At 71.6% G+C, this 16743-nt stretch carries 18 protein-coding genes and 1 pseudogene; 11 read left to right on the top strand and 8 right to left on the bottom strand.

Annotation, left to right across the window (positions count from 1 at the left end; all coding sequences use genetic code 11):
- Positions 1-233: 233 nt before the first annotated feature.
- Positions 234-440, top strand: a complete 207-nt coding sequence (locus tag ABT123_RS19550; RefSeq protein WP_351315914.1) for a YozE family protein — start codon at positions 234-236, stop codon at positions 438-440.
- A 161-nt stretch (positions 441-601) separates the two neighbouring features.
- Here ABT123_RS19550 and ABT123_RS19545 read toward each other — a convergent pair whose 3' ends face one another.
- From ABT123_RS19545 to ABT123_RS19535, 3 genes are all read right to left on the bottom strand, one after another.
- Positions 602-1567, bottom strand: a complete 966-nt coding sequence (locus tag ABT123_RS19545; protein ID WP_351315911.1) for an alpha/beta hydrolase — start codon at positions 1565-1567, stop codon at positions 602-604.
- A gap of 331 nt (positions 1568-1898) precedes the next feature.
- A complete protein-coding gene (locus tag ABT123_RS19540) occupies positions 1899-2561 on the bottom strand; it encodes an MBL fold metallo-hydrolase (RefSeq protein WP_351315908.1) in 663 nt (220 codons plus the stop codon).
- Between the two features lie 121 nt (positions 2562-2682).
- Positions 2683-3456 (bottom strand): DUF2306 domain-containing protein, encoded by a 774-nt coding sequence (locus tag ABT123_RS19535; protein ID WP_351315905.1) that lies wholly within the window; start codon positions 3454-3456, stop codon positions 2683-2685.
- A gap of 148 nt (positions 3457-3604) precedes the next feature.
- Between ABT123_RS19535 and ABT123_RS19530 the strand changes: the two genes are divergently transcribed.
- Complete coding sequence (locus ABT123_RS19530) at positions 3605-4180, top strand: TetR/AcrR family transcriptional regulator (protein WP_351315902.1); 576 nt, start codon at positions 3605-3607, stop codon at positions 4178-4180.
- 108 nt (positions 4181-4288) lie between these two features.
- Positions 4289-4690 (top strand): DUF3592 domain-containing protein, encoded by a 402-nt coding sequence (locus ABT123_RS19525; protein WP_351315899.1) that lies wholly within the window; start codon positions 4289-4291, stop codon positions 4688-4690.
- Between the two features lie 31 nt (positions 4691-4721).
- Here ABT123_RS19525 and ABT123_RS19520 read toward each other — a convergent pair whose 3' ends face one another.
- Positions 4722-5603: a helix-turn-helix domain-containing protein gene (locus ABT123_RS19520; RefSeq protein WP_351315896.1), complete on the bottom strand. Its 882-nt coding sequence runs from the start codon at positions 5601-5603 to the stop codon at positions 4722-4724.
- Positions 5604-5713: 110 nt separating this feature from the next.
- Positions 5714-6712, bottom strand: coding sequence for an AraC-like ligand-binding domain-containing protein (locus tag ABT123_RS19515; RefSeq protein ID WP_351315893.1), 999 nt, complete (start codon positions 6710-6712; stop codon positions 5714-5716).
- Between the two features lie 331 nt (positions 6713-7043).
- On the opposite strand from ABT123_RS19515, the gene ABT123_RS19510 reads away from it, so the two are divergent.
- The 8 genes and pseudogenes from ABT123_RS19510 to ABT123_RS19475 all read left to right on the top strand — a co-directional run bounded on the left by ABT123_RS19510 (position 7044) and on the right by ABT123_RS19475 (position 14879).
- Positions 7044-8015 (top strand): alpha/beta hydrolase, encoded by a 972-nt coding sequence (locus ABT123_RS19510; protein WP_351315890.1) that lies wholly within the window; start codon positions 7044-7046, stop codon positions 8013-8015.
- 152 nt (positions 8016-8167) lie between these two features.
- Positions 8168-9136: an alpha/beta hydrolase gene (locus tag ABT123_RS19505; RefSeq protein WP_351315887.1), complete on the top strand. Its 969-nt coding sequence runs from the start codon at positions 8168-8170 to the stop codon at positions 9134-9136.
- 14 nt (positions 9137-9150) lie between these two features.
- Positions 9151-9861: a GPR1/FUN34/YaaH family transporter gene (locus tag ABT123_RS19500; protein WP_351315884.1), complete on the top strand. Its 711-nt coding sequence runs from the start codon at positions 9151-9153 to the stop codon at positions 9859-9861.
- A 23-nt stretch (positions 9862-9884) separates the two neighbouring features.
- Entirely contained in the window at positions 9885-11786 is a 1902-nt protein-coding gene (locus ABT123_RS19495) for an amidohydrolase (protein WP_351315881.1), read from the top strand.
- A 32-nt stretch (positions 11787-11818) separates the two neighbouring features.
- On the top strand, positions 11819-12481 hold the full coding sequence (locus tag ABT123_RS19490; RefSeq protein WP_351315878.1) for a hydrolase: 663 nt from the start codon (positions 11819-11821) through the stop codon (positions 12479-12481).
- 3 nt (positions 12482-12484) lie between these two features.
- Positions 12485-12976 (top strand): annotated as a pseudogene (locus ABT123_RS19485) (DoxX family protein); the annotation flags it as partial.
- Between the two features lie 125 nt (positions 12977-13101).
- Positions 13102-13953 carry an alpha/beta fold hydrolase gene (locus ABT123_RS19480; protein ID WP_351315875.1) on the top strand — a complete coding sequence of 284 codons (852 nt, stop codon included), beginning with the start codon at positions 13102-13104 and terminating at the stop codon, positions 13951-13953.
- 41 nt (positions 13954-13994) lie between these two features.
- Positions 13995-14879 carry an alpha/beta hydrolase gene (locus ABT123_RS19475; protein ID WP_351315872.1) on the top strand — a complete coding sequence of 295 codons (885 nt, stop codon included), beginning with the start codon at positions 13995-13997 and terminating at the stop codon, positions 14877-14879.
- Between the two features lie 60 nt (positions 14880-14939).
- Here the strand turns inward: ABT123_RS19475 and ABT123_RS19470 are convergent, their stop codons facing one another.
- From ABT123_RS19470 to ABT123_RS19460, 3 genes are all read right to left on the bottom strand, one after another.
- On the bottom strand, positions 14940-15332 hold the full coding sequence (locus tag ABT123_RS19470; protein ID WP_502970992.1) for a GNAT family N-acetyltransferase: 393 nt from the start codon (positions 15330-15332) through the stop codon (positions 14940-14942).
- A gap of 88 nt (positions 15333-15420) precedes the next feature.
- Positions 15421-15765 carry a GNAT family N-acetyltransferase gene (locus ABT123_RS19465; RefSeq protein WP_351315866.1) on the bottom strand — a complete coding sequence of 115 codons (345 nt, stop codon included), beginning with the start codon at positions 15763-15765 and terminating at the stop codon, positions 15421-15423.
- A gap of 24 nt (positions 15766-15789) precedes the next feature.
- A complete protein-coding gene (locus tag ABT123_RS19460) occupies positions 15790-16731 on the bottom strand; it encodes a pirin family protein (protein ID WP_351315863.1) in 942 nt (313 codons plus the stop codon).
- Between the last annotated feature and the right edge of the window lie 12 nt (positions 16732-16743).

Here is a 16743-nt window from a genome sequence, read left to right as displayed (position 1 = left end):
GGAGCGGCCTTCAGCCGGGAAGTTGATCTTTCGCCGCTATTGGCGGCAGGTGGCATGACCCACCGGCTGGAACCTGCTGAACCCTGACCGGCGATCAGCGGTGGCGGAGTACCGTCGGCAGTGGCCGGCTTCACGTCAACCCCGCCAACTGGGCGAGACGATCGCCGGCTGTCGGCACTCGGTTGCCCGGTGCGTGAGCCGAGGCCGGTGACTTCGGAGACGGGAATGGACCGATGGACGGGTTCACGGCGTGGCTGTCGCGACACGCGAGGGATCAGGGCGCCATCGGTGAGCTCGCCAGGAGGGCCGCCGCCGATCCGGACTGGCCCGAAGGCCCGAACCGGCTGCAGACCTTCACCGATCACCTGGAGGACGGCGGTGCCACCCAAATGGCACTGCAGAACCTCACGGACGCCTGGATCTGCTACGCCTCCCGCTGAGAGGCTTCAGCTGCGCCCGCATCCGCGTGATCTCCGCCTTGTCGCCTGAGCCCGCCCCAGCGAGGGCCGGGTCGCTGGCTTCGCGTGCGAGTGGTTCGGCGAGCGGTACTGCGATGCGGCGGGCGCGGCGTCGACGCCGCGCCCGCCGCGGTCCGGGCTGCTCAGGCGGTGGCGAGGGCGCGGCGCAGGGTGGTGGTGGCGAGCGCGATGGCCGAGTCGGCGGCGTGGGTTTCGCGCAGCGCGTTCAGCATGACGAAGTCGTGGATGATGCCCTGGTAGCGGACCGCGGTGACGGGAACGCCTGCGGTGCGGAGCTTGTTGGCGTAGGCCTCGCCTTCGTCGCGCAGTACGTCGGCCTCGGCGGTGATGACCAGGGCCGGGGGCAGGCCGGTGAGCTGTGCGGTGGTGGCGCGCAGCGGGGAGGCGGTGATCTGGGCCCGTTCGGTCTCGTCGGTGGTGTACTGGTCCCAGAACCACTGCATGCCGTCGCGGCGCAGGAAGTAGCCTTCGGCGAACTGGTGGTAGGAGCCGGTGTCGAAGGCGGCGTCGGTGACCGGGTAGAAGAGGACCTGCTGGAGCAGGTCCAGGCCGCCGCGCTCCTTGGCCATCAGGGTCAGGGCGGCGCTCATGTTGCCGCCGACCGAGTCCCCGGCCACCGCAATGCGCGCCGGGTCGAGGTTCTTGGCGGCGCCGTGGGTGACGATCCAGCGGGCCACCGTCCAGTTCTGCTCGATCGCGACGGGGTAGCGGTGCTCGGGCGAGCGGTCGTACTCGGGGAAGACGACGGCCGCACGGGCGCCGACCGCGAGTTCGCGGACCAGGCGGTCGTGGGTGTGGGCGTTGCCGAACACCCAGCCCGCGCCGTGGATGTAGACGATCACCGGGAGCGGGCCGGATGCCCCTGCCGGGCGGACGATACGGGCGCGGACCTCGCCGGTGGGCCCGCCCGGGACGGTCACCCACTCCACGTCGACCTCGGGCAGGGCGATCTCACCGGACTGGACCTCATCGACGGCCTTACGGCCCTCGGCCGGCGGAATCTGGAACAGGAACGGCGGCTTCGCCGTGGCCTCGGCGAATGCGGCAGCAGCGGGTTCCAGGACCGGACGAGCACTCTTCTCAGTCATGTCGGACTCTCCAGGGCATAGGGCATCGAGGGCGGGGCAGCCCTCGGCGTTCGTCGTGCCGACCGCCCGGCAGGCACACCAGTAAAGTAGTGCACAATTAAGTTGTGCACAACTTAATCGCCAGTGGGCGCAGGCTCCCAGGTACACGCCCAGCGACTGCCCTTCGTCCTGTACGACGCGTTGGATAGCGTCGTACAGCTGGCCCACGTAGTCCTCGTCGGCCTTGCCGTGCCCGTTGACGTCAGCCCGTGCGGGCGACGCCCGGGTGAGAGGCGCGTGCTCCGCCTGGGGAGTTCGCCTCAGGCGGAGCCGGTGAGGCCGGGTGGCGGTGTCACAGGGGCTTGAGTGCCGCGACGGACGGTGCGGACAGGGGGCCGCCGTGGCCGACGTACACCGTGGTCGGTGCGTGGTCGGCGATGGCGCGCATGCTGCGCGCGGCGGCGTCCAGGTCGGCGGCGAACATGGGCTTGCGGGCCAGCCGGGCTCGCATCATGCCGCCGGAGAGGGCGTCGCCGGCCAGGATGCTGTGGTCGGCGAGCAGGACGCAGGTGGATCCGGGGGTGTGGCCGGGGGTCACGAAGGACCGGCCGATTCCTCCGTGCCGGGTCAGGTCTTCTTCGTCGTCGAGGATGATGTCGGGCTCGATGGCCGGGATTTCGGCCTTGGCCAGCATGACCTTCATAAGGCGTGGCATCAGGCTGGTGGGCTGCAGATTGACGCGGCCACCGCGGCGGAGCTGGTCCACATCGTCGCGGTGGATGGCGATGGGCGCTCCGGTGGCCTCGCGCAGGGCGAGCGCGGAGCCGCTGTGGTCGGCGTGGTGGTGGGTGAGCAGGATGAGTCTGACGTCGGCGGGGCGCAGGCCGGCGTCGGCGATCTGCTGGAGCATTGCGGGGGCTCGTCCGGCGACGCCGGTGTCCACGATCATGGCGCCGTTTTCGTCGGTGACGAGGAAGGCGGAGGAGGCGAGGTTCTTGACGGTGTAGACGGTCATGGCTTCTCCCGGAGGGGTGACGCGGTCGGAGTGCGAGGGGCGGGTGGGTCGGTCCGAGCGTGGTGCGGGGCGATGCTTGCCGGGCCGGTCGACAGCGGTCGGCCGGCAGTCGTGCGCTGGGTCATCCACTGGGGGCCGCGGCCCGTCCGGACGTTTCCGGGTGCCGGGTGCCGGGCGATGTCGCGAGGTGCAGCGCCGGCAGGCCGCGGCGGCGGATCATGAACTCGGCGATGACGATGTTGGGCAGCCAGCACAGGAAGGGCAGGGGGGCGTAGGCCTGCGTCAGAATGGCGTCGAACGGGTCCGCGCCGTGCGCGAAGGGCACCTGGACGAGGATCAGCACTCCGAACCACAGGCGCAGGGTGACCGCCGCGTAGGTGAGCGCGAAGTTGCGGATCATCCAGGCCTGATGGCTGCGGATGTCACGCTCACGGATGGCGCGGTAGCCGCGCCATGCTGTCCATCCCCACAGGACCGCCAGTGAGCCGAAGCCGAAGAAGCCCAGCAGGCCCACCGAGCTGAACATCGACATCACGAGCGCGGAGACCGCGCCGATCGCGACGCTGACCATGTACGTGCGTCCGATGCCGCGGTGAAGGCGTAGGCGGCGGCTGCGCAGTCGCTGGGAGAACTGCCACGGTCCCAGCGCCAGCGCCAGCCCGGCGGACACGATGTGGATGTAGAAGGCCACTCGGATCGGCAGCGCCCGGGAGGCGTAGTCGTCCGCGAGCCCCACGTGCTCGTGTGCCAGGGCGTCGAGCGTCCCTTGGGCGTACTGGCCCACGAAGTACCCGGCGATCACCAGCGAGGAGAGGACCACCCAGGCCCAACTCCACTGTGAACGGCCCCGCCGGGAGGGCCTTTTGGCGGGTGCGGGACGTGCGATGGAAGTCATCCGAACTCCTCGGGTCCTCATGCTGCCTCGATGTGAACGGCTCTAACATAGCAGTCGATGTTAGAATCGGTAACATGGAGGCGGTCGCAGTTCCCGCACCGCTTCTGGAGTGCTGGCGGTCGGCGGGGCCGGCCAGGAGGGACAGCCGGTGACACGGACGACGTACCACCACGGCGCATTGCGGCAGGCGCTGATCGACGGGGCCCGGGAGATCCTCGCCGAACGAGGGCATGAGCAGTTCAGCCTCAACGAGGTCGCCCGCCGGGCCGGTGTGAGCACCGCCGCGCCCTACCGCCACTTCAGCGGCAAGGATGAACTGCTGGCCGCGGTGGCCGCGCAGGGTTACGCCACACTCCACGCAAGCCTCGAGGGCACGGCGGCGGACACGGCTGACGCGCGCGAGCGGCTCCTGCGGCTGGGCGGGGCGTACGTACGCTTCGCACACGACCACCCCGAGCTGTTCGTGACCATGTTCCGCAGTCAGCCGGGCGCCGACCCGGTCGGTCACGACTCCTTCGAGGTGCTCCTGCAGGCCGTCGTCGACGCACAGGCCACCGCCCTCATTCCCGCGAAGCCGTCGCCGGAGCTGATGGCCAGGTCCATCTGGGCCACCTTGCACGGCCTCGCCGTGCTCAGCCTGCGCCAGCCCCACCAGAGGTTCGGCATGGACGAACCTCCCGAAGACCTCGCCACCAGCACACTGTCGGCGATGTTCGGGCTGTAGTCAGACCGCCTGTTCCTCATGCCTCCTTGCGCGTGTCGAATGGATCGGAGATGTTCCGAGGGCGCCGCGACCAACGGTGTAGCGCGTGCGAGGGAGAGCGGGGGACCGATGGCGGGTGAAGTGGTCGGTGTCGGGCTGTGCGTGATGGCGGGCCTGCTGTGTCTGTGGGGTGGTGTGCGGGAGGCGCGGTTGCAAGCGCGGCTGCGTCGGTACGGCGTTCACACCGAGGGGGTGGTGGTGGACCAGGAGCAGGCGCCGTCGGACGATTTCTTGACGCCTGTGATCGAGTTCACCGACCAGCAGGGCCGACCCGTCAGGTTCCAGCCCGCGGCGAGAGGGACGGGGCTGGGGCTGGACTTGGGAACCCAGGTGCCGGTCGTCCATCTGCCCGAACAGCCGGAGACCGCAAGGGTGTTCACCCGGAAGCACCGCCGGTCCGGGATCGTCGGCCTGTTTACCGGAGGCATGCTCTTCCTCGGTGCCGCGGTGCTGGTCATGCTCACCCGATGATGTGGCCCCGTACTCAGGGACCGTTCACGACTCAGCCGGTGCGCGCGTCGCGCCAGTCGCGCGGTGAGATCCCGTACGCCCGGCGGAACGCCCGGCTGAAGTGCGCCGTGTTGGCGAACCCCCAGCGCCGGGCGACCGCGGCCACCTTCACCGGGCGGATATCCACCCGGCCCAGCTCGCGCCGGCATTCGTGGAGCCGGCGCTGGAGCAGCCAGCGCCCGAGGGTCGTGCCCTCCTGCTCGAAGAGCTTGTGCAGCAGCCGTACGGAGATGAAGTGGGCGGCGGCGATCGTCTCCGGCCGCAGGGCCGGGTCGTCGAGCCGCTGGTTGATGTACCAGCGGATGCCGTCCATGAGGTCCCGGTCGCCGGAGGCGTGGGGGGCTTGGGAGAGCTCGTGGACCAGTGCGGCCAGCAGATCCGCCAGGTGCTGGGCGACGCGGTCCGCGAGCGCGGACCGGCGCCGTTCCCGGGCGACCGTCTGCAGCAACGGGACGAGCAGGGCGCCCACACCCGTGCCGGCGTTTCGGCTGCGGCCCGCGGACTCCCGAAGCGCCGCGTCGGACACGGCCAGCAGCCCGCGCGGCACGCGTAGCACGACCAGGGTGCAGCCGTCCGCGCCCCGCGCGAGGACGGCCGGGGCGACGGCATCCGGCCCGCGGGAATCCGTGACGACCAGGGCGCCGGCGGCGAGCGGCAGCGACGCGCCCGCGCCGGTCACCATCGCGGTGCCCGCAATCGGGGCCCACAGGGTCACCTCGCGCACAGGGGTGCCGCTGCAGACGCTCGCCCCGGGACTCCCGTCGGCGAGGTGCACGAGCCCGACGTCCACGGAACTCCAGCCGGCCACCCCTGCTGTCCCTGCCGCCCCTGCGGGGGCGGAGGGGAGCGGCGGGTGGGCGACGGCTGCGTGCATGGGCAGGCTCCAGGCTCATCATCAGGCCGGGCGGGGGCCGGGTCAGGTCGGGCCGGTGGCGATTCCACCGTCCTTGTCAATTTCCCCGCCGTCGAGAGCGCTCACATACGTCATCTGACTGCCTCGTCCCCTGTGGTGGGGACAGGATTGCCCCCGGCGGCGCCGGACCCGCCGGCCCACTCCCGCGGTGTCACCCCGTACACCGCCTTGAAGGCCCGGCTGAAGTGGGCCGGGCTGGGAAAGCCCCAGCGCCGTGCGACGGCGGAGATCGTCGGAGTCACCCTGGAGCGGCGCTTCAGCTCGCGACCACAGGCTTCCACCCGCCGCTGCTGGATGAGCCGGCCGACGGTCACGCCCTCGCCCTCGAACAGACGGTGCATATAGCGGACCGAGATCTGATGCGATGCGGCGATGCGTTCCGGGCACAGGTCGGGGTCGGCGAGGTGCTCGTCGATGAAGTCACGGATCGCCGGTACGAGATGGTCGCCGGCCGGGCGTAACGTGCCGCCGACTTCGGCCGCTGGTTCCAGGAGGGTCGTCAGGAAGTCCGCAGCGGCCCCCGCCAGCAGATCGCCGACGTCCGGGGACACCTCGGCCGCCGTGCGCGGCAACCCCGCCAGGAATGCCAGGGCCAGAGGGGCCGCGCCGTCCTCGGCGGGGATCACGGTCCGTCCGGTGAGATGCGCCATCCGCCACCCGGTCGCTCCGACGGCACGTTCGGGCAGCTGGAACAGGGTCAGGCCGAACCGGTGGCGCTGGTCGAGCGAGAAGGGCCTGCTCAGGTCGACGACCGAGAGCTCGCCCGGCCGCAGGAGGGTGCTGCGGCCGTCCTGGGTCAGTTCGCCCGCGCCCGTCCCCTGAAGGACGACCGTGAGCATCCCGCGCTGGGCATCGGACACGGGGAGGCTGCCGCGGCGCAGCCGCACCGGGTCGGCGTCCAGCGACAGCATCCGAAGGTAGCCCAGGTGCGCGGTCGCCAGCACACCCTGGAACGGCCGGGAGTCGTGCGCCGTCACCTCGACCGGCGCCAGCCACTGCGCGAGGGCCTCTTGCCACGACGCGATTCTGTCTCCGTCCGCGACGGACGCGGAGTCGAGTACGACCTTCACAGGTGCTGCTCCTTGTTGGGCGTCGCCGGCGGACGTTGTCAGTCTCGCGCCGCTGTCGAGGCGCGGCGTACGTCATCTGACAGTCGAGTGCAGCCGGTGCCGCTCGCCGCCGCGCGTTGCGGCGGTCCGGGATCCGGTGGTCCGCCCGAGATGTCGCCGGATGCCAGGCGGATCGTGCGCGGATGGTCATGTACTCGGGCCCGCCACCTGGTCCTACTCGCAGGGATCGTCCGTAGGGTGGGGACGGTGTGCGGAGACCGCTCCGGACACCGGGGCCGTGGCGGGCCCACCCGGGCCGACCCACGGCCGCGGCCTCGTGCAGGAGATCTCTGTGGAACGTGACCGTCCGATCGCGCCGGCGCCCGTCCTGGAGCGGGCGGCGCAGTCCTTCGTGGACACGCACCGGTGCCCACCGGCTTCCGGGCCCGCAGCCCATCCGGGCCTGCTCAACGGGCCTTCCGCCGTGCCAGGAGCGGATCCCGACATCGAGGAGGAGTGGCTGGCGGTGCCGGGCGAGGACGGGGAACGGATCCGCGTGCGCATCCTGCGTCCGGCCGGCAGCGAGGGGCCGCTGCCGGTGGTCCTCTACCTCCACGGACTCGGGTGGATGCTCACCGACGCCACCGCCCACCAGAGCCTGCTCACCGACCTGGTCCTGGGCGCCGACGCCGCCGTGGTGATCCCGGACTACGACCGGCCGCCCAAGGCCCGCTACCCGGTGCCGCTGGAGCAGAGCTACCACGTGGCCCACTGGATCGCCGAGCAGGGCAGGGACCACCGCCTCGACGGAAGCCGGATCGCGCTGACGGGGGTCTCGGGCGGTGCCAATCTGGCCGCCGCGCTCGCCCTGCTGGCCAAGGACCGCCAAGGGGTCGAGTTCCTCCACCAGGTGCTGGTGTGCCCCGTCACCGACGCACGGATGGACACCGCGTCGTACGAGCGGTTCGCCGAAGGCTACTTCCTCGGCCGCGACGCCATGCACAGCTACTGGCACCAGTACGCGCCCGACTCCGCCGAGCGCGACCGGATCACCGCATCCCCGCTGCGCGCCGGCCGGGCACAGCTCACCGGTCTGCCGCCCGCGCTGGTCATCGTCGCGGAGGCGGACGTGTGCCGCGACGAGGGCGAGGCGTATGCCTCCGCCCTGCGCGATGCCGGGGTGCCCGTGGCGTCGATGCGCTACCACGGGACGATCCACGGGTTCGTCCTCTTCGACGCCCTGCGCGACAGCGCCGCGTCGCGGGCCGCGCGGATCCAGGTGGTCGACACCCTCCACACGGCACTCCACCGCTTCGGCCCCTGATCGGCGGCTGAGCCGCCGGTGCGTGCACGCCCGGTCATGCGGGTGTGCACCATCAGTCAATTCGGCCGGTGGCAACGGGCCTACGGTTCCGTTGCCGCCTCGGAGAAGACGAGACCGGCGCTCCACCCGTCTTGTAGTGAACAGGCCGAATCATGACGCATTCCGTCCCCGTCACGCCCGTCCTCGAACCCGCTGCTGCCGCGTTCGCGGAGGCCACCGCAACGCCCCCGTTCCTGTTCCAGATTCCGCCGGCCGAGGGCCGTAAGGCCGTCGATGAGGTCCAGTCCGGTGAGATTGCCCTGCCCGAGGTCGACGTGGAGTGGGTGACCGTCCCGGGCGGGCCCACCGGCGAGGTCCGCGCCCGTATCGTCCGCCCGGCAGGGGCAGCCGGCCCGCTGCCTGTGATCGTCTACATCCACGGCGCGGGCTGGGTGTTCGGCAACGCGCACACCCACGACCGGCTCGTACGCGAACTCGCCGTGGGAACCGGCGCGGCCGTCGTCTTCCCCGAGTACGACCGCTCGCCCGAGCACCGCTACCCCGTCGCCATCGAGCAGAACTGGACCGTGGCCCGCTGGGTCGTCACCCACGGCGCCACCAAGAACCTCGACCCGGCGCGCATCGCGGTGGCCGGGGACTCGGTCGGCGGCAACATGAGCGCCGCCCTGACCCTGATGGCCAAGGAGCGCGGCGGCCTGGACCTGCTCCAGCAGGTCCTCTTCTACCCGGTCACCGACGCCGCCTTCGACACCGGCTCCTACCACCAGTTCGCCGAAGGCTACTTCCTGCGCCGCGACGGCATGCAGTGGTTCTGGGACCAGTACACCACCGACGAGACCGAACGCGCCGAGATCACCGCCTCACCGCTGCGCGCCACCACCGAACAGCTCACCGGCCTCCCCCCGGCCCTGGTCATCACCGCCGAAGCCGACGTCCTGCGCGACGAAGGCGAGGCCTACGCCAACAAGCTCCGCACCGCAGGCGTCCCCGTCACCGCCGTCCGCTACCAGGGCATCATCCACGACTTCGTCATGCTCAACGCCCTCCGCGAAACCCACGCCGCCGACTCGGCCATCAACCTCGCCACCACCACCCTGCGCACCGCACTCGCCGGTTCCTGAGGAGAAGCGTCCCCGTGACGACCCACGACAGCGACGCGCCGGCGGAGCCCGCCGGCCGCCGCCATGAACCCGATCTGCGGCACATGACGCGGATCAACCTCCGGCCGATCGCCTCGCCCATGCCGCTCGGCTTCTACACGGTCGCGATCGCCTCGGTGATCGTCGGCTGCTTCCAGCTGGGAGTCTTCGAGGACGGCGCCCGCCAGGCCGTCGGCCTCACCATCCTGCCCGCGTTCATCCTCCAACTACTGGTGAGCTTCTTCGCCTTCGGCGCCCGCGACGTGCTCGCGGCCACGCTGATGGCCTGCTTCGCCGGCCTGTGGCTCGCCACTTCGCTGAACCTGGTGACAGATGTGCCGGGCTCCATGCGTGTCCTCGGCGTCCTCAACGCGGTCTTCGCCCTGTTCGCCGTACTGATGGCCAGCGTCGCGAGCCGCAAGCGGGCGCTGTGGCTGGTGCTGTGCGCGGCGGTGCCGCGGTTCGCCGTCGCCGCGCTGTTCAACCTCACCGAAGCCGCCTGGGTGGGCACCCTCTCCGGGGTCCTGGGGCTGCTGCTGGCGGCCGTCGCCCTCTACACCGCGTTCGCCCTGATGCTGGAGGACATGCGCGGCGAGGAGGTCCTCCCCATCGGCCGCAGCGGCCCCGCCCACCAGGCCGTCGAAGGCGACCTGAGTGTGCAGTTGCGCAACCTCGAACGCCAGGCGGGCGTACGCCGCACCCTGTGACCTCCCCTACGAGAGTGAGCACCATGACCACCATGCCGGTCGCCGGCATCACCCCGTCCCCCGCCCTGCCGGAGGACCGGGCGGCCGATCTGGTCCTGCGCAATGCCAGGATCCACACGGGCGATCCCGCCCGGCCCGCCGCCTCCGCGCTCGCCGTACGGGACGGCCGGATCACGGCCCTGGGCGACGACCACGACATCGCCGGCCATGTCGGCCCCGGTACCCGCGTGCTGGACGCGCTGGGCCGCCGGGTCGTGCCCGGTCTGAACGACTCCCACCTGCACGTCATCCGGGGCGGTTTGAACTACGTGCTGGAGCTGCGCTGGGACGGCGTTCCCACGCTGCGCCAGGCCCTGGCGATGCTGCGGGAGCAGGCCGGCCGCACCCCCAAGGGCCAGTGGATCCGTGTCGTCGGCGGCTGGTCCGCCGAGCAGTTCGCCGAACGACGGCTGCCCACCGCGGCCGAACTGACCGCGGCTGCCCCCGACACCCCGGTCTTCGTCCTGCACCTGTACCAGTCCGCCATCCTCAACCGGGCCGCCGTACGGGCGGCGGGCTTCACCAAGGACACGCCCGACCCCCGCGGCGGGCAGATCGTCCGGGGTCGCGACGGCGAGCCCACCGGAGTCCTGTTGGCGGCTCCCAGCGCGCTGATCCTGTACTCCACGCTCGCCGCCGCACCCGCCCTGGACGAGGCGGACCGGATCACCTCCACCCGGCACTTCCTGCGCGAGCTCAACCGCTTCGGCCTCACCTCGGCGGTCGACGCCGCCGGCGGTTTCCAGAACTTCCCCGACAACTACGCCACCGTCGTCGGCCTCGCCGCCGCCGGACAGCTGAGCCTGCGGATCGCCTACCACCTCTTCCCGCAGACCGCCGGCCAGGAACTGGCCGACCTGCGGCGCTGGATCGAGACCGTCCGGCCCGGGGACGGCGACGAGTGGCTCCGGCTGAACGGCGCGGGGGAGAACCTTACCTGGGCCGCCGCCGACTTCGAGAACTTCTCCGAACCCCGGCCCGAGCTGTCACCCGGCTACGAGAGCGAGTTCGAGCAGGCCGTCCGGCTGCTGATGGAGAACGGCTGGGGCTTCCGCCTGCACGCCACCTACGACGAGACGATCCGCCGCGACCTCGCCGTCTTCGAGAAACTCGCCGCCGACGGGCTGTTCCCGGCCGGGAACAGGTGGCTCTTCGACCACGCCGAGACCGTCACCCCGCACAGCCTGGAACGCATCGCCGCCCTCGGGGGCACCATCAGCGTGCAGAACCGGATGTCCTTCCAGGGGCGCGCGTTCGCCGACCGCTACGGCGCCGAGGCCGCCGCCCACACCCCGCCCGTCACCGGCATGCTGGCCCTCGGCCTGCCGGTCGCCGCGGGCACCGACGCCACCCGGGTCTCCTCGTACAACCCCTGGGTCGCCCTGCACTGGCTCGTCACCGGACGCACCGTCGGCGGCCTCTCCCTCTACCCGCCCGACCGGCTCGTGTCCCGCGAAACCGCGCTGGAGATGTACACCCGCGGCGGCGCCCGCATCACCGGCGAGGACGACGTCAAGGGAATCCTGAAGGAAGGCTGCTTCGCCGACTTCACCGCCCTCACGGACGACTACTTCACCGTACCGGCCGAGGACATCCCGCACATCGAGTCCGTGCTCACCGTGGTCGGCGGCCGGATCGTCTACGGGGCGGCCGAGTACGAGGGCCTGGACGAGGCCCTGCCACCCGTCACCCCCGACTGGAGCCCCGTCGCCCGCTTCGGCGGCTACCAGGCCACTGTGCCGCCGTCGCGCACAGGTGTCCGCCAGGCCGCCCTGCTCGCCGAGGCCGCCGCCGAGTCCGAGGAACACCGGCTGTGGCGGAGCGCCCGCGGCCACACCGCCCCCGAGGCCGCCGACGGCGCCCTCGACCCCTGCTACCTGCCCTGAACCATTTACACCCACCTTTGAAGGGATTCACCATGACCACGATCAACGACGCCCACGCCGCACCCAGCCCCGATCTGCTCACCCCCGACAACGCGATGATGCTGTTCGTCGACCACCAGCCGCAGATGTTCTTCGGTGCCGGCAGCGGCGACCGGGTCGCTGTCATCAACGCCACTGTCGGACTGGCCAAGGCTGCCCGCGTCTTCGACGTCCCGGTGGTGCTGTCCACCGTGGCGGCCGAGTCGTTCTCCGGGCCGATCCTGCCGCAGCTGCGCGAGGTCTTCCCCAAGCACGAGATAGTCGACCGCACCACCATGAATGCCTGGGAGGACCCCGCGCTGGTCGAGGCCGTGAAGGCCACCGGCCGCAGCAAGATCATTCTGTCCGGGCTGTGGACCGAGGTCTGCCTGGTCCTGCCCGCCCTCTCCGCCCTCGACCAGGGCTTCGAGGTCTACGTGGTCGCCGATGCCTCGGCCGGAGTCACCCCCGCCGCCCACGAGCACGCCATGCAGCGGATGACCGCCGCCGGGGCCGTACCCGTGACCTGGCTGCAGGTGCTGCTGGAGCTCCAGCGCGACTGGGCGCGTACCGAGACCTACGTGGCCACCACCGATGTGGTCAAGGAGCACGGCGGCGCCTACGGCCTGGGCGTGGTCTACGCCCACTCCATGATCGACCCGCACGCGGCCGGCTGATCCATGGACACCGGTCTGCTGATTCTCCGCCTGGTGGTGGGCCTGCTGATCGCCGGACACGGCGTACAGAAGGTCAGCTTCCGGCTCGGCGGCGACGGGCTGGCCGGCGGGACCGAGGAGTTCCGGCACGACGGCTTCCGCGGCGGGGCGCTCACTGCCCTCGCCGCGGGAGCCGGCCAGATCGGCTCCGGCCTGCTGCTGGCCGCCGGCGCTCTCACCCCGCTCGCCGCGACCGGCGCGATCGGGGTGATGACCGTCGCGCTCACCGTCAAGTGGCCGCACGGGCTGTGGGTGCAGAAGGACGGGTACGAGTACCCGCTCGTGCTGATCGTCGTCGCCTCGGCGCTGGCGCTCACCGGTCCCGGCCGGTTCTCCGCCGACCAGGCGCTGAACCTGCTGCCGTGGCCCGCCTGGTGGGCCGCGATCGCCGTCGTCGGCGGTGTCGGCAGCGGGCTCGGCGTCCGGGTCCTGCTGCACCGGCCCGCCGCGCCTTCGCCCAGCCCCTCGCCCAGCCCCTCGCCCTCGCCGACGCCATTGCCCGGGTCCGCCCCGATGCCCCCGCCCGGCCCGTCGCACCCGCACCCGCACCCGCACCCATCCATCGACCACGGGAGCCCCCGATGACCACGAACCCCGCCCTCTCCCGCCGCTCGGCCCTGGCGACCGCCGCCGTTGCGGCCGTCGGCGCGGCCGGGCTGACCGCCGGTGCGGCTGCCCCGGCCGTCGCAGCCGGGGCCGACGCTCCGGCGCAGGAGAGCGCGAAGCCGACCGTCGTGCTCGTCCACGGCGCCTTCGCCGACGCCTCCAGCTGGCGTCCCGTCACCGAACGCCTCCAGTGCCTCGGCTACACCGTCGTCGCCCCCGCCAACCCGCTGCGCGGCCTGGCCCATGACGCGGCCCAGGTGGCCGCCGTACTCGCCACCATCCAGGGCCCGGTCGTCCTTGCCGGCCACTCCTACGGCGGCGCCGTCATCACTCAGGCGGCGGCCTCGGCCCCCGGGGTCCGGGCGCTGGTCTACATCGCGGCGTTCATGCCGGACGCCGGCGAGGTCCTGGGCGAGTTGTCCGGGCGCTTCCCCGGCTCGCAGCTCCAGCCCGCCCTGAACCCCGTACCCGTCCCGGGCCCCGACGGTTCCACCGCCATCGACCTCTACATCCGCGCCGAGAAGCTCCACGACGTCTTCGCCCAGGACCTCCCGGCGTCCACGACGCGGCTGCTGGCCGCCGGCCAACGCCCGCTGAACGCCACCGCGTTCACCGACACGGCGACCGCCGCCGCCTGGCGCACCCTGCCGTCCTGGACTCTCGTCGCCACCCAGGACCGGGGCATCGCCCCCGACCTCCAGCGCTTCCAGGCCCGCCGGGCGGGCTCCCGCACCGTCGAGGTGCCCTCCTCCCATCTGCCCATGCTCAGCCGCCCCGACGCGGTGACCTCGCTCATCCGCTCCGCCGCCCGGTCCGTCACAGGCTGACCCGCCTCCACCTGCCACCCCTCCGCCCTGAGGAGTACGCCATGTCATCGCCCGACCCCTCCGCCTCCTACGCCCGCGACCTCGCCCAGATCGAGCGGGCCAACGCCACCGGCCGGACCCCTGTCGTGTTCATCCACGGCCTGTGGCTGCTGCCCACCAGCTGGGACCGGTGGGCCACCGTCTTCGAAGAGGCCGGCTTCGCCCCCGTCCTGCCCGGCTGGCCCGATGACCCCGAGACGGTCGAGGAGGCCAACGCCCACCCCGAGGTGTTCGCGGGCAAGAGCGTCGGACAGGTCGCCGACCACTTCTGCGACCTGATCGGAAAGCTGGACCGCAAGCCCGTGCTCATCGGCCACTCCTTCGGCGGCCTGATCACCCAGATCACCGCCGGACGCGGCCTGTCCCAGGCGTCCGTGGCCATCGACCCGGCCCCGTTCCGGGGGGTGCTGCCCCTGCCGCTGTCCTCCCTGCGCGCCGCCAGCGCGGTCATCGGCAACCCGGCCAACTACCACCGGGCCGTACCGCTGACGTTCGATCAGTTCCGGTACGCCTTCGCCAATGCCGTGAGTGCGGAGGAGGCCCGCGAGCTGTACGACACCTTCGCCGTCCCCGCCTCCGGCGAGCCGCTGTTCCAGGCCGCCGCCGCCAACGTCAACCCGTGGACCGAGGTCAAGGTGGACACCACCGCCGCCGACCGCGGACCCCTGTTGATCATCTCCGGGGAGAAGGACAACACCGTCCCCTGGGCCATCGCCAACGCCTCCTACAAGAAGCAGGCGCAGAACGAGCACGCGGTCACCGAGATCACCGAGATGCCCGGGCGCGGCCACGCCCTCACCATCGACCACGGCTGGCGCGAGGTCGCGGACACCGCCCTCACCTTCGTACGGCGGTTCGTCGACCCGGCCGCCGAGGCAGGCGCCTGAGCCGGCGAAACCCGGACCGACAGGGGAGCGGCCCCGGCGCACCGCCGGGGCCGGGCTTCGTCACACAGTGCGGTGCATGCCGACCGACGCCGGAGCTGTGTGCCTGAATCCGAACTTCTCATACAGGAACTGGGCATCTCCGTCGGCGATCAGCGAGACATAGGCACGAGACGGCGCCCGCCGCTCCAGCTCACCAACCAGCTCCGCCATGATCCGCTTGCCCAGGCCCCGGCCCTGGTGCTCAGGCGCGACGCAGATGTCGACGATCTGGAAGAAGCAGCCGCCGTCTCCGATGACCCGGCCCATGCCGACCGGCTCATCCCCGCACAGCACCGTCACGCCGTGCCAGGTGTTCGGCAGGCCTGCCTCAGCGGCCTCCACGGTCTTCGCGCTCAGCCCCGAGGCCACCCTCAGCCGGAGGTAGGTCTCCACGGACGGTGAGCCAGTACGCAACGAGTAAGCGTCAATATCAGCGTTCACCCGCTACAGACTACGGAAGACGGGCCCCACGGCAAAGGCCGCAGGCGCTCCGTCCCCGGTGTCAGCGTCCCAGCTGGGCGTCGAGCCAGGTGAGGACCTCGGGGGTCACGGGGTCGGTGATGTCCGCGAACTCCTGGTGCTTCGTGAGGAACTTGGCCACGTACGGGCACACGGGCACGATCCGCATCCCGGAGGCGCGTACGTCGGTCAGCGCCTGCTCCACGAGGATCGCGGCGAGCCCTTGACCGGCGTACGCGTCGTCGATCTCGGTGTGGAAGAAGATCCGGCGGTCGTCGCGGTCGCGGTAGGCGGTCAGGCCGGCGCGGTTGTCGTCGACGAGGATCTCGTAGCGGTGGCGGGCGTCGACGCGGCGGACGACGGGGGCGGTGGTGGTCTGCTCGCTCATGGCGAAGGTCCTTTCGGTACGGGGTCAGTGGTGGGAGGGGTTCTTGCGGGGTGCGATGACGGCGTTGGGCAGGGCGGGGGCGGGCAGTCGCTCGCCGGGGTAGCCGTCGACGGTGCCGAAGCGGTCGGAGGCGCGCTCCCATTCGCCCCGTGCCTCGACGATGTCCTGGTGGCTGCGGCCGATGAAGTTCCACCACATCACGATCTCCTCCTCGAAGGGCGGGCCGCCCAGGAGGACCGTCCGGGCCGGGCGGTCGGAGTCGTTGGTGAGGGTGAGGGTGAGGCGGCCGGGGGCGGCGTAGCCGAGTTCCGCGGGGCGCAGGGGAGTTCCGTCGAGGCGGACGTCGCCCTCGTCGACGAGGAGTCCGTGTTCGAAGCCGGGGTCGACATCGAGGGTGACGGTGGCACCGGCGTCGATCAGGACCTCGGCGCCGAGGAGCGGGGTGAAGGTGCGCACGGGGGAGGTGTCGCCGGCGAGGGTGCCCAGGAAGACCCGCAGTTCCGCGCCGTCGACGCGGAGCGGCCTGGGTGCGTGGTGCTGGAACTCGCGTGGCGCGTGGCGGTGTTCGCCGGGGAGTGCCACCCAGAGCTGGACGCCGTGGAGCACGGTGGTGCCGGGCGTGGAGACCTCCGTATGGCTGATGCCGTGGCCCCCGGTCATCAGGTTGATCTCGCCAGGCCGTACGAAGGCGTGCGTGCCCAGGCTGTCGCGGTGCTCGATCTCCCCGCTGAACAGCCAGCTGACGGTCTGGAGCCCGGTGTGCGGGTGGGGCGCGACGTCCATGCCTCCGGAGTCGGCGACCCGGTCGGGGCCGTAGTGGTCGGCGAAGCACCAGGCCCCGATGAGCGTCCGGGTCCGCTGCGGCAGGGTGCGTCGTACGGTCATCGCCCGAGGTCCGCCCAGCGGGACGTCCCGGGCGGTGAGGACCTCGACCTTGGTGGCGATCTCGCCCTCCGTGTGATCCATATCCCGGCCCCT

The sequence above is a fragment of the Streptomyces sp. NPDC002054 genome (assembly GCF_040296685.1).
Taxonomy (GTDB): domain Bacteria; phylum Actinomycetota; class Actinomycetes; order Streptomycetales; family Streptomycetaceae; genus Streptomyces.
This window is presented reverse-complemented; position numbering and strand designations above follow the sequence as displayed.